Annotated in this window: 10 protein-coding genes and 2 pseudogenes; 6 read left to right on the top strand and 6 right to left on the bottom strand. The window is 69.5% G+C overall.

The features are described from left to right. Positions 1 to 142 precede the first annotated feature (142 nt). Positions 143 to 559, bottom strand: a complete 417-nt coding sequence (locus tag SRB17_RS12845; RefSeq protein ID WP_153537751.1) for an ester cyclase — start codon at positions 557 to 559, stop codon at positions 143 to 145. 524 nt (positions 560 to 1,083) lie between these two features. Beyond that, positions 1,084 to 2,037, bottom strand: a complete 954-nt coding sequence (locus SRB17_RS12840; RefSeq protein ID WP_153537749.1) for an ABC transporter permease — start codon at positions 2,035 to 2,037, stop codon at positions 1,084 to 1,086. Positions 2,038 to 2,258: 221 nt separating this feature from the next. Here SRB17_RS12840 and SRB17_RS12835 point away from each other — a divergent pair, with 221 nt between their 5' ends. From SRB17_RS12835 to SRB17_RS12815, 5 genes are all read left to right on the top strand, one after another. Then, positions 2,259 to 2,717, top strand: coding sequence for a MarR family winged helix-turn-helix transcriptional regulator (locus tag SRB17_RS12835; RefSeq protein WP_153537746.1), 459 nt, complete (start codon positions 2,259 to 2,261; stop codon positions 2,715 to 2,717). Between the two features lie 428 nt (positions 2,718 to 3,145). Continuing rightward, entirely contained in the window at positions 3,146 to 3,523 is a 378-nt protein-coding gene (locus SRB17_RS12830) for a VOC family protein (protein WP_153537744.1), read from the top strand. A gap of 274 nt (positions 3,524 to 3,797) precedes the next feature. Then, positions 3,798 to 4,595: a GNAT family N-acetyltransferase gene (locus SRB17_RS12825; protein ID WP_153537742.1), complete on the top strand. Its 798-nt coding sequence runs from the start codon at positions 3,798 to 3,800 to the stop codon at positions 4,593 to 4,595. A gap of 121 nt (positions 4,596 to 4,716) precedes the next feature. Continuing rightward, positions 4,717 to 4,941 carry a translation initiation factor IF-1 gene (gene infA / locus SRB17_RS12820; RefSeq protein WP_153537740.1) on the top strand — a complete coding sequence of 75 codons (225 nt, stop codon included), beginning with the start codon at positions 4,717 to 4,719 and terminating at the stop codon, positions 4,939 to 4,941. Positions 4,942 to 5,320: 379 nt separating this feature from the next. Then, on the top strand, positions 5,321 to 5,659 hold the full coding sequence (locus SRB17_RS12815) for a hypothetical protein (protein WP_153537737.1): 339 nt from the start codon (positions 5,321 to 5,323) through the stop codon (positions 5,657 to 5,659). Positions 5,660 to 5,853: 194 nt separating this feature from the next. Here SRB17_RS12815 and SRB17_RS48465 read toward each other — a convergent pair. The 4 genes and pseudogenes from SRB17_RS48465 to SRB17_RS12790 form a co-directional block, all read right to left on the bottom strand. Further along, positions 5,854 to 7,085, bottom strand: a pseudogene (locus SRB17_RS48465) (TerD family protein). A gap of 126 nt (positions 7,086 to 7,211) precedes the next feature. Next, positions 7,212 to 7,499, bottom strand: a pseudogene (locus SRB17_RS12800) (maleylpyruvate isomerase N-terminal domain-containing protein); the annotation flags it as partial. A 91-nt stretch (positions 7,500 to 7,590) separates the two neighbouring features. Beyond that, entirely contained in the window at positions 7,591 to 7,833 is a 243-nt protein-coding gene (locus tag SRB17_RS12795; RefSeq protein ID WP_153537733.1) for a hypothetical protein, read from the bottom strand. Between the two features lie 6 nt (positions 7,834 to 7,839). Next, on the bottom strand, positions 7,840 to 8,379 hold the full coding sequence (locus SRB17_RS12790; protein WP_153537731.1) for a DUF6817 domain-containing protein: 540 nt from the start codon (positions 8,377 to 8,379) through the stop codon (positions 7,840 to 7,842). A gap of 580 nt (positions 8,380 to 8,959) precedes the next feature. On the opposite strand from SRB17_RS12790, the gene SRB17_RS12785 reads away from it, so the two are divergent. Then, entirely contained in the window at positions 8,960 to 12,580 is a 3,621-nt protein-coding gene (locus SRB17_RS12785; protein ID WP_153538361.1) for a hydantoinase B/oxoprolinase family protein, read from the top strand. Positions 12,581 to 12,722 lie beyond the last annotated feature (142 nt).

Genomic DNA, 12,722 nt, shown 5'->3' with positions numbered 1-12,722 from the left:
GGCTTTTGTTCGCTGGTCCACGGTCCCCCGCATTGGTTCGCTGGTCCACGGTTCGGAGTACCAGGATGTGGCGCCTCGGAGTCGGGCGGAAAACCGGCCGACGTGAGGCACACGTCAGTGTGTGCTCGGCACGCCCGCCAGGTCACATCTCAGCGAGGCCCAGTTGGCGGAGCATGCCGAGTTGGTCGCTGCTGCCCCATCGTTCGATGAGCTTGCCGTCGCTGTCGAAGCGGCTGATTTGCATGCCCCGGTAGCTCACGGTCTTGCCGGTCGGTGGATGTCCCATGAGCTGTCCTCGGTGTGTCCCCGTGATGGTGTAGGCGAAGGCCAACTCGTCATCGGTCGCCATGAGGTGATCCACCGCCACGTGCAGGTCGGGAAAGGCTGCTCGCAACTCGCCGAACAGGGCCTTGTACCCTTCAGGTCCCGGCGCCTGTCCGGGGCCGGGGTCGTGGTCGATCGAACCAGGCGCCACGATCTGCTCGAGGGCGTCGAGACGGCCGTCGCACACGGCCTCGGCGAAAGCGGTCTGGGCGGCGATGTTCGTCTGCTGGGACATAGGCGCTCCTAGGGCACGTGTCCACCACCGGCCTGTCTGCCGGACACGGAATCCACGTATCTATGGCCTATGGCGACCGTACACCGACCCCATGCCGCCAGCACGTCCATGCCACCGGCCTCCGGAATCGGTGGCCTGATGCTCCACTCCACCGAGCGAAAGCTGGGAGCAGGGCCGATACCGGCATATGTGGGCGTGGAGGACGTTTCTGCTGGTGGTTCTGCGAACGCACACGGGGCACCAGCGGCGGATGTACACCGCTTGGGCGGCCGAGGGCCCCGACCCGGACGAGGTACGCGATGCCCTGACACGATGGCTCGGCAAAGTGAGCCACCACGCGGTGTGAACCGCACAACCCGACGTGTCATCGCCGCCTCCTCCTGGCGGCCGGTAGGGTGCGGCCGGCACCCGGATCGCCACCGATTCGGACGCCCACCGGGTAGGAACGGTCGACACGGGACGGGACGGTATACAGGCGGCGCTGCGGCTGCCGGGGGAGCTTCAGGCTGGGCGCGCCCGTCCGGTCAGCGCTGGGCGGCGTGGACGATCGCTGCCGAGGCCGCGATCCGGTCCAGGAGGAAGAGCGCCGCGACGCACACGAAGATCCACGACGAAAGCACCACCACGCCTCGGATCAGCCCGTCGTGATGGAAATAGGCGAGCCCGCCCAGTGCGCGCACCCCGACCCCCATGGGCATCACCGCGGTCAGGGGTTCAAGCCAGCCGGGCAGGAACTTGGGCGGGAGCACACCGCCACTGGTCACATTCCCCGTCACGAGCATCAAGATCGCCGCGAGCGGCACTCCGATCGCGCCGAAGATCCGGATCAGCAGCACGGTGGCAGCTCCCATGGCTCCCGCCATCAGGGCCACGACTCCGGCGAGGCCGAGAAAGGAGCCGGGTATGGCGTCGAAACCCGTGTGCGCGATGATCGCTGAGGCCAGCCCACCGACGACGGCGAGCAGCGCCAGACTGCTGATGCGCTCCCCGAAGGAGAGGCGCGGCGCCACCTGGTACGTCATCTGGCCGAAGAGAAAGCCCGCGAGCACCAGCCCGAACGACGCGTAGAAGATCGACAGCCCCCGGCTGTCCCCGGGCGAGAGCGGCAGGATGTCGATCACGGGCAGCTTCTCCCCCGGCTGCCGACAGTGTGAGGTGCACGACCCGCCGAGTGACGCCACCAGCGCGGACACCGCGGGACCGTTCGCGCCTGCGTACACGATTTCGGGTTTGCTGCCGTCGGCCAGCAGCGCGGCGTAGGCCTGACGATGCTCGACCGCCCACCGGGCTGAGGCGTCGTCGGCGTAGCGCTCGACCTGGAAGGCGTCCGGGGCCATGCGCTGCAAACGGACGTCGAAGAACGCGGCGCTCTGATCGGACGCGGCGACGGCAACCGGAAGCCTGTGTGCCTGAGGCGTGTGGAAGGCGGCGAGGAAGACGCTGACGAAGGCGAGGCCGATGGCCAGCACGGTGATCACGGGCTGGAGCACCGCCTTGGGGCCGGTCAGACCCGGACGGACGCGAGGAGCGTCGGTCTGCGGACCCGGACGGTGGCGGTGGCGAGCTCCGCTCACGCCGGTGTCCGAGATGGAGTCCTGGCTCGTGGGCTCAGCATTGCGCATGGCTATGCCTCTCCGATGTATCAGTTGCCTTATATAAGGTACCTGATACTATAGGGATACGGAGATGGGAGGCAGCGGTGGAGTTGTACGATCCAAGCGGCCGTATCGGCTATCTGCTCTGGCAGCTGTCCCATGCCTACGCGCAGCGCCTCGAGCAGGCACTGCGCCCCTTGGGGCTGACGCAGGCGCAGTACAGCGCCCTGGTGCGGCTGAGCCTGGACGGCGCGCTGTCCGGTGCAGAACTCGCACGCCGCTGCGGTGTGACCGCCCAGTCGATGGGCACCGCTGTACAGCACCTGCTGGAGCGCGACCTCGTGGAGCGCCATCCCCACCCCACACATCGGAAGATCATCGAGATCTCCGTCACGCCCTCGGGCGAGGCGCTGGCACTAAGCGGTGAGCGAGCTGTCGATCCGTGCGAACGGGAGGCTCTGGAACCGTTCCGGCCGGAGGAGCGGGAAGAGGTGCGCGCCCATCTGCAACGCATGCTGGGCGCACTCAATCCCCAGGCCCTCGGCCCGGTGGGCGATCGATAGCCCGACGGGGCACCTCCGATCTGCGAGGCAGCGAACCGGGCGCCACATGACCGCTTCTGGGGTGGGGATTTCACACTCGATCAGCAATGGCTCCACCGGCGTCGGCAGCAAGTTGATCTGAGGGAGTGTTGGCCGCACCGTCCCTCTTACGGTGTGAGGATCGATGCGCTTCCGGCTGTGAGGGGGCGCCGATGCGGCCGACGTCCAAAGCCGATCTCTTCGCGGCAATCCGCCGGAACTCGCGGACCGAAGGACTGTCGATCCGGGCCCTGGCCCGCAAGTACGACGTGCACCGCAGAACGGTGCGTGTGGCGTCGCCCTCGGCCTGGCCGGCCCCGCGCCGCAAGCCCGCTGTCGACTAGGACGTGCCTCGGCAATCTCAGTTGGGAGTGGTCGAGTCCGCGGACAGCCACCTAGGATCTACGCACATGATCGCTGATCTGCAGTGCGTGGTGCTGGACTGCTCCGACCCCGGTGAACTCGCCGAGTTCTACCAGTCGCTCCTCGGGGGTACCGTCAACCAGCCGGATCGGCGGTGGGCTCTCAGCGAGGACTGGGCCACGTTGCACACGCCCTCCGGCCTCGTTCTGGCCTTCCAGCGAACAGCGGAGTACGAGCCGCCGCGGTGGCCGGACCCGAGCCGACCACAGCAGTTCCACCTGGATTTCGGTGTCGCCGACCTGGACCGTGCTCAAGAACAGGCGTTGGCCCGGGGCGCCAGGGTGCTGGACGACGGTGCGGACGAACGGAGTTGGCGGATATATGCCGACCCCGCTGGTCATCCGTTCTGTCTGGTCGGTCACTGACGCAGGGGCTGTCCTCGGGCCGGCGGCGTCCAGGCGCAGGCGGACCAGGCATCGTCAGGTGATCGACGCGATCGATGATCGCCAGTCCGCATTAAATGAGTTGGGCCGGCCGATCCCCGCTGGTACCGTCTGGGCAGCCGTGAGAGAAACGCGAGGAGGTGAGACCCATGAAGGCTGTATCCGGGTGGGTGCTCCCCCTTTTCGTCACGGTGGGCGATTGACGTAGGTGTCGCCGGGAGCGCCTCGGACAAGGCACTCCTGAGAGGCAAGACCTATGAACTTTGTGCATTCCACTTCGGGCAGGAACAACCACGCGGTGGTGGTCACGCGGGTTGCGGACATGCAGTGGCACGCCGTGGAGGACAACCGGACGGTCGGCCGCGGCGACTCTTCACGCCGACCCGACGGACGGATCTTCATCAGCATCGACGCGTGGCACGGCGCGGTCTTCGACCGCATCGCCGACGCGATGCTGACGGACCTGCCGACACCGCTGTACACCGTCGTCGACGAGGCCGACCACGACTCGAGGTCCGCCTGGGAGCGGGCCGGCTTCGCCGCCGCACGCCGCGAGTGGGGCTATCTCGTGCCCACCGACCCGCAGCTCACCGGGCTGGGCTCGGTACGGCCCCCGTCAGGCGTGACGATCGTGCCCGCCGGTGAGGCGGAGGAGGAACCGCTGCGCGCCCTGGACCGCATCGTCCGCGACGAGGTCGAGGCGACCGTCGGATGGCAGACGATGCCGGCCGAGGTGCTGCCCCGCCCGGCGGGGACCACCGTACTCGATCCGTCGAAGTACGCGGTGGCTCGGCACATGGACCAGTACGTCGGACTGGTCCGAGTGGCGCCGCTGACCCGACAGCCACGGATCGGGCTGATCGCCGTCCGGGCCGACCGGCACCGCCGGGGTATCGCCCGGGCGCTGCTGGCCCACGCGCTGGGTGCGCTGCACCGGTCCGGGACCGCGTCGGCATGGGCCGAGGTGAACGAGTCCAACGCGGCGGCTACCGCCCTGTTCGAGAGCATCGGTGCCCGGCGCGCGGCCGGCACCCTGGAACTCGTCCGCCGCTGACGCTCCGCCGTCGTCCACGGGTTGGCGGTTCACGGCCATCGGCAGATGGCACCGCGCCCGACCGCGCACCACATTCGTTTCCAATCGATACGCCGTCACAGCACGGGAGAAGTGAGAGACCATGACAAAGACAGCAGGGGGCGTAGAAGTCGAAGGCACCGTCATCGAGTGCCTGCGCAACGCCACCTTCAAGGTGGAGCTCCAGAACGGGCACACAGTGCTCGCCCACATCAGCGGGAAGATCCGGAAGAACTACATCAGGATCCTCCCGTACGACCGGGTGCTCGTGGAACTCAGCCCCTACGACCTCACCCGCGGCCGGATCCGCTACCGGTACCGGTCGTAGCGGAAGGAGCCGACCAGGTCTCCAGCCTGTCTGGCTCATCGAGGTCAGGCGGCCGAGGTGATCGCTCGGGTGACAGCCCGTCCCTCATCATCCCGGCCGCCGACTGATGGACCCGCGCCCCACCGTGAACATCCGCGAGCCGCCTCACGATCGCAGACGTCGGCCAACAGCCAGGTGCATGCTGCTACTTGAGGTGAATGAAGCCACCGGGTCCACGCCCGCACCCATCGTCCAGGCCCTACTCACCGCACGCTCTGCCGGAGCACCGTCGAGGGCCGGTCGTTGCCGGTGCACCCTCGGATGTCTCAGGTTCCCCCCTCGCCACCGGTGCTCTTCACTGGTGACAAGAAGACAGCAACTCGATCTCACGGGGGTACACATGCACAGCAGGAAGCGCATCCTTGCAGCCGGCCTGGCCACCGCGGTCTCGGCCGTGGCCCTTACCGTCGCCGGTGTGGCGGTTCCGGCGCAGGCCGCTGCTCAGGGGACCGTCGACTGCGACGGCTGGGTGCACAACAACGACCCGGACGTCGGCATCGCGGGCTGCACGAACAACACCGACCACACCGTCACGTTCCGCGCCGAGATCGTCTGCGGCTGGGCCCCGGACGTCTCGGGCAACTGGGTCACGCTGAGCCCGGGCCAGTACAGCGAATCCACCGGCTCCTGCGCCTTCTACAGCACCGGGGTCGGCAGCGTGGGCTGGACCATCCAATGACAGTGACGCATGGGCGTTCGGACGCCGTCAGCCGGAACCACGCCCTACGACCGGCATGAACACCCCGTCCGCCCGGGCGCTACGGCTGCTGCGGGCGGCAGGGGATGCCAGAGCGGAAAAGGGGCGTACGGTCGAGCGGCGACCGCTGCGACGTCTTCATGGCCAGAAGACCAGACGCCGTCCAAGCCGCCGCCTCACCCACCGACTCCGATCCGCCACGGGCCGTCGGCCTCGATGCGCAGCAGCCCCGGGACATGCACGGGAGCGAGGACATCGACCCGTCCGACTTCATTGACGAGCAGTTCCTCGACGTCCTGCGGCCGGTCGGGGTCGGTCGACCGGATGTGGTGCCAGACGGCGAAGTTGCTCATGCCGTTGTGTGCGAAGGACAGCACACCCGCTGGTCCGTCGTACGCCAGCAGGTCGGGCCCTCTGCCGTCGACGGTGTGCGTCAGCCGGCGGGCGTGACCGAGCGGCAGTACCCGCAGGGTCCAGGGTGTGTCCGCGCGAACGAGGAGCGACAGCGGGCGGTCCTCGGGGACGGGGGCGACCGTACGACCATGGACCTCGTCCTCGTAGGAGGACAGCAGGTCCCGGTCGCTGCGCCCGTAGGCGTCGCAGGTATCCACATGTACCGAAATGCTGTCGCGGCACTCGATCTCGACGAGCACGCGGCGGCCCGACGGCAGGGACGTCGGGCAGGTGACACGCTGCTTGCCCCTGCCCTGCTGGACGCACGGCGGAAGGTCATGGCCAGCTCGGCCGCCGGCTGCGCAGCCGGATCGGCCTCCACGGCAGCCGCGACGTCGGCGACGGGCATGGGTACCGGCACGGCATCAGCCATGGACGCGCGTGCCGCGTACGACACCGGGGCCTGCCCCATCGGCTGTGCCGGCTGGTCGTCCACGGAGATCCCGAAGTCCGTGGCGAGCCCGGCAAGTCCCGAGTCGTAGCCCTGCCCCACCGCGCGGAATTTCCAGCCGCCGCTCCTGCGGTAGAACTCGCCGAAGACGAACGCCGTCTCCGTCGTCGCGTCGCCGATCGCGAAGAAGGCGACCAGCTGTCCGCTCGGCAGCTCCACCCGGACGCCCAGCTCGGGTATTCGGCCGAAGGTGCCCCCGTCGGCGGAGGCCGCGACCACGACACGGTCGACGTCCGCCTCCACGGCCGCCAGGTCGAGCCACAGCCGGTCGCCGGCCCCTCCGCCCACGTCCTGCGTCTTGCCCAGATGGCGCACTGCGCCGGAGGCGTGCACAGGCTGGTTGCAGAACACGAAGTCGGCGTCGGAGCGGACGCGGCCTGTCCCGTCCAGCAGCAGCGCGGAGACGTCAACGTCCGGCACACCGGGGCCGTGCCCCCATGTCACGACCACCTGGAGGGCTTCTGCGGGCACGGGCAGATTGCCGCCCTTGGGCATCTGGGTCATGGCGTGATCTTCACACAGCGGCAATGCCGTATGCGACGGTAGCCGGTCCACGGACAGTCCCTGGGTGATGTCGTGGGTGTGCAGCAGGATTTCGGCGACGCCCATCGCCGCGAACCCTTCGGGGTCACACGGACCCCAGTGCCAGGCACGCAGCGTTGGACTGACTGCGGCCAGGGCGTTGCTGAGCAGCCGGCCGCAAGCGATGACGGCCTGGAGTACCTGAGCGGGGGAGGCGGTGGGGCGGACGCTCAAGTCGAGGGGAAGATAGGCGTCGGCGGGCTGTGCGGCCAGTTGCCCCGCGTAGGCCGGCAGGTCGTGGCCGATGTGCGCTGCTGTTTGCCAGCAGGTCCATTCGAGCGGGCCCGCCGGCACCGTCCAGTCCTGCTCGGTGTGGGGGCTGAGTACTCGCAGCATCTCTGCCACGGCGGCATCGACGTCCTGATGGTTCATGCGGAGCTCCTCGCCGCCCCTGCTGTGGGACTGGGCTGTGCCAGTTGTCCTTCCTTCACGCCACCCCGGACGAAGTCGAGCGGACGATCAACCAGCTGCAGCACTCCCCGTGGCAGGCCAGGGCCTGGCTCAGTGTGAGTTCACGGACCCGTGCCCACACAGCACACGCCTGCACCGCCTGACCGGCGCTGACGAGGAATTCCATCAACTCGTCGTCGAAGACGGTCAGGCTCTCCAGGATGAACTCGATCGGATGGCCTGCCCTGTTGAATCTTCGCCAGGCAGGCGGCGCCGGCATGGACGGTCAGTGGTCGGCCTGGTGCAGCACGCTGAGGCAGTGTGCCCAGGCCGGCTCGGACAGCAGGGGCCGCCAACGCGTGAAAAGGTCCAGCAGGTCGGCGCCGTGGCGGGCGCGGGCCTCCGGGCTGATCGCGGCGATGTCCAGCTCGTTGGCGGCCGTGAGTTCGGCGAAGTCGCGGCGCGCAGCCAGGCTTGGCCGGATCCCTGCGCCGGTGAACCGGTCGACGAACAAGCCTTGGTCATCGGCCAGTGCCCGGTAAGAGGGCTTGCGGTCGCAGGAGGCGTAGAAGTGGACGAGCGCTTCGGCCTCGGCGCCGATCGCCTCCACCAGTTCCGCCCGGCGCCCCAGGTCCAGCAGCGCGACCGGGAATCCGTCGGTCCCGTAGAACGCGTGGCACAGTCCGGCCGACACCAGCGCCGAACGGGCGCCCCACGAGGCGAGAAGGGCGCTGACTCGCTGCAGGTGCGCCAGCAGTGTTCCGCCCGGGTGCTCGATCCGTTCAGCTCCGGCCGCCCGCAAGATCGCCAGCGCTTCCGCGGTCATCTCGACATCCCCATCCCCATGGTCGCTACCCCGCTCGATCGAGGTGTTCCTCGACTCCATCTTCGATGCCCGTCAGGCGGAGGACGGACACGCCGTGCTCCGGCGTTCCATGAAGCCGAGCCATCCGACAGCCCGACACGGAGGCAGGGCGAAGCAGGGGCCCAGCCGGCAACCGCCGACGAGGTGCCCGCGGTGGTCGCCCACGCCATCCACCTGACCGCCACCACTCCCCCGCCGGACCCGGACTTCGTGTAGCTGCCGGTCGACGACATGGCCGTCGAACTGGACGGCACTGCAGATCGTCGACATCGGCGTCGTAGTCCGCGACCGTACGGTCACCCACGCCTCGGCGTTCCCCGACCGATCCGCCGGCGGCCGACCTGGCAGCCAGGCTCGCCGACGCCGGGACGCCGGGACGCCGGGACGCTGGCGCTGGTGGTAGCGGGGCGACGTGGAATGGTACGGCGCCCGGGAGACGGTGATCGAGCCGGTGGAGCGGATCAACTGCCCGGTGTGGAGCGCCCCGCTGACCGGCCTGTCACCGAGCGGCCGGTGGCCGGCCGGGGCGCACAATGGGTTCATGACTGGTCGCTGGCAGTTCTGGATCGACCGTGGCGGAACCTTCACCGACGTCGTGGCGGTGAGACCGGACTCCGAGGTGGTCAGCCGCAAGCTGCTCTCGGAGCGGCCGGAGGCGTACCGGGACGCGGCAGTCGCCGGGATCCGGCTGGTGCTGGGCCTGGAGGCTGACGAACCGATTCCCTCCGACCGGATCGAGGTGGTGAAGATGGGTACCACCGTCGCCACCAACGCCCTGTTGACCCACACGGGCGAGCCGACCGTCCTGGTCATCACCCGGGGCTTCCGGGACGCCCTGCGCATCGCCTACCAGAACCGCCCGCGCATCTTCGACCGCCGCATCCTGCTCCCCGAGGCCCTGTACGACCGGGTGATCGAGGTGGACGAACGGGTGGGCGCGCGCGGCGATCTCGTCCGCCCGCTCGACCTGGACGCCGCGCGCGAGGCGCTGGAGTCGGCGTACGCGGACGGCTTCCGCAGCGCCGCGATCGTTTTCCTGCACGGCTACCGCCATTCCACCCACGAGGCCGCCGTCGCCGAGGCGGCCCGTGCGGTCGGCTACCGGCAGGTCAGCTGCTCGCACGAGGTGAGCCCGCTGATCAAGCTGGTGCCGCGGGGTGACACGACCGTCGTCGACGCCTACCTCTCGCCCATCCTGCGCCGCTATGTCGACCAGGTGGCAGGCGAACTGGGCGGAGTACGGCTGATGTTCATGCAGTCCGGGGGCGGCCTGCGCGAGGCGGGCAGCTTCAGAGGCAAGGACGCCGTACTGTCCGGCCCGGCGGGCGGCGTCGTCGGCATGGCCCGGGCCGCGAGGCGCGCGGGGCACACCAGGGCGATCGGCTTCGACATGGGCGGTACCTCGACCGACGTGTCCCACTACGCGGGCGAGATCGAACGGGTCCTGGGCACCCAGGTGGCCGGGGTGCGGATGCGGGCGCCGATGACCGACATCCACACCGTCGCCGCGGGCGGCGGTTCGGTCCTGCACTTCGACGGGATGCGCTACCGCGTCGGGCCGGACTCGGCGGGTGCCGACCCCGGCCCGGTCTGCTACCGGCGCGGTGGGCCGCTCACCGTCACCGACGCCAATGTCATGCTCGGCCGCATCCAACCCGCCTTCTTTCCCCGGGTGTTCGGCAAGAACGGCGACCAGCCGTTGGACGACGCCACGGTCCGCACCCGCTTCACCGGACTCGCCGAGCAGACGGCCGACGCGACGGGGCAGCGCCGTAGTCCGGAGGAGGTCGCGGCGGGTTTCCTCGACATCGCCGTGCTCAACATCGCGAACGCGGTGAAGAAGATCTCCGTTCAGCGCGGCCGGGACATCACCCGCTACGCGCTGGTCGCCTTCGGTGGCGCCGGCGGCCAGCACGCCTGCGCGGTCGCCGACCGCCTGGGCATCGACACCGTCCTGGTCCCGCCGCTCGCCGGGGTGCTGTCCGCGTACGGCATCGGGATGGCGGACGCGGTCGCGCTGCGCGAACGCTCCGTCGAGGCGGCCCTCGACGAGCCCGAGACGGCGGCCCGCGTCGAGTCCGTCCGCGCGGAGCTGGAGGACCACGCGCACACTCAGCTGCGCGAGGACGGCATCCCGAAGACCACCGTCCGTACGACGGCCCGCGCCCTGCTGCGCTACGAGGGCACCGACTTCTCGCTGCCCGTACCGCTGGGCCCGGCCGAGGACATGCGGACCGACTTCGCGCACGACCACCGCGACCGCTACGGCTTCACCATGGACAAGCCGCTGGTCGTGGAGGCCATCGCGGTGGAGGCCACCGGTTCCTCCGGCCCGGCCACGGCTACGACGGTCGCGCTGCCGCCGCGCACGGGCACGCTGGAAGCAGCCGCCACCGTACGGATGTTCACCGAGGGCCGCTGGCAGCCCACCCGGCTGTACCGGCGCGAGGACATCCGCTCCGGGGACGCGGTCGAGGGCCCGGCGATCATCGCCGAGGCGGACGGGACCACGGTCGTCGACCCCGGCTGGCGCGCCGCGGCCGACGAGCACGGCGACCTCGTCCTCACTCGCTCCCGGCCCCGCCCGTCGCGTACGGCGGTCGGCACCACCGTCGACCCCGTGATGCTGGAGGTCTTCAACAACCTGTTCATGTCCGTCGCCGAGCAGATGGGTGTACGGCTGGAGAGCACCGCCCACTCGGTCAACATCAAGGAGCGCCTCGACTTCTCGTGCGCCCTCTTCGCCCCGGACGGCAATCTCATCGCCAATGCGCCCCACATCCCCGTACATCTGGGCTCGATGGGCGAGTCCATCAAGGAGGTCCTGCGCCGCAACGAGGGCTCGATCCGACCCGGCGACGTCTACGCGATCAACGACCCTTACCACGGCGGCACCCACCTGCCCGACATCACCGTCGTCACCCCGGTGTTCGACGAGGCGGGCGAGCGGCTGCTCTTCCTGGTCGCCTCGCGCGGCCACCACGCCGAGATCGGCGGCATCAGCCCCGGATCCATGCCCGCCTTCAGCAGCACCATCGACGAGGAGGGCGTGCTCTTCGACAACTGGCTGCTGGTGCGTGACGGCCGATTCCGCGAGGAGGAGACCCGGGAGCTGTTGACCACGGCCCGCTATCCCTCCCGCGCGCCGGACACCAATCTCGCCGACCTGCGCGCACAGATCGCCGCCAATGAGAAGGGCATCCACGAACTGCGCCGCATCATCGACCAGTTCGGCCTCGACGTCGTCCACGCCTACATGGGGCACGTCCAGGACAACGCCGAGGAATGCGTACGCCGCATCATCGCCACCCTCGAGGACGGCGAACACCGCTACGAGACCGACAACGGCGCCGTCATCCGGGTCGCCCTCCATGTCGACCGTGACAACCGCAGCGCCGTCCTGGACTTCACGGGCACCTCACCGCAGCAGACGGGCAACCTGAACGCACCGACCTCCGTCGTGCTCGCGGCGGTGCTGTACGTCTTCCGCACTCTGGTCGCCGATGACATCCCGCTCAACAGCGGCTGCCTGAAACCGCTCGACGTGCGCATCCCCGACGGCTCCATGCTCTCCCCCGCCCACCCGGCCGCCACAGTCGCCGGCAACGTCGAGACCTCCCAGGCCGTCACCGGCGCGCTGTACGCCGTTCTGCACGCCCAGGCCGAAGGCTCCGGCACGATGAACAACGTCTCCTTCGGCAACGACCGCCACCAGTACTACGAGACCGTCGCCTCCGGTTCGGGAGCGGGCGAGGGCTTCGACGGGGCGGATGCGGTGCAGACGCACATGACGAACTCCCGTCTGACCGATCCCGAGGTCCTGGAGTGGCGCTACCCGGTGCGTGTGCAGGGGTTCCGCATCCGTGCGGGCAGTGGCGGAGCGGGCCGCTGGCACGGCGGGTGCGGAGTGGAACGCCGGATCCGATTCGCCGAAGCGATGACGGTCGCGGTCGTGTCCGGTCACCGCCGCGTCCCGCCCTACGGCATGGCCGGCGGCGAACCCGGGGCTCTCGGCGAGAACCTGATCGAACACGCCGACGGCCGCACGCGGCGGCTGCGCGGCTGCGACACAGCGGACGTCACCGAGGGCGACGTCCTGGTGATCCGCACACCCGGCGGAGGCGGGTACGGACCCGCCGACGGCACCCACCCCGCCCGCTGACCGGGCCCGTGATGTCGGCCCGCGGCTCGAAGCCCGGGTCACGTGACGCGACGACCGAGACCAGACCGAGTACGGCCGAAACCAGACCGAGGAGGTGTGTCTTTGCTCTTACCGTCGGCGGCGGTGCGCCGAGTTGCCGACT

Origin of the sequence: Streptomyces sp. RB17 (genome assembly GCF_009604455.1) — a bacterium.
Lineage (GTDB): Bacteria > Actinomycetota > Actinomycetes > Streptomycetales > Streptomycetaceae > Streptomyces.
The sequence above is the reverse complement of the archived record's forward strand: the minus strand, read 5'-3'. Positions and strand labels throughout refer to the sequence as shown.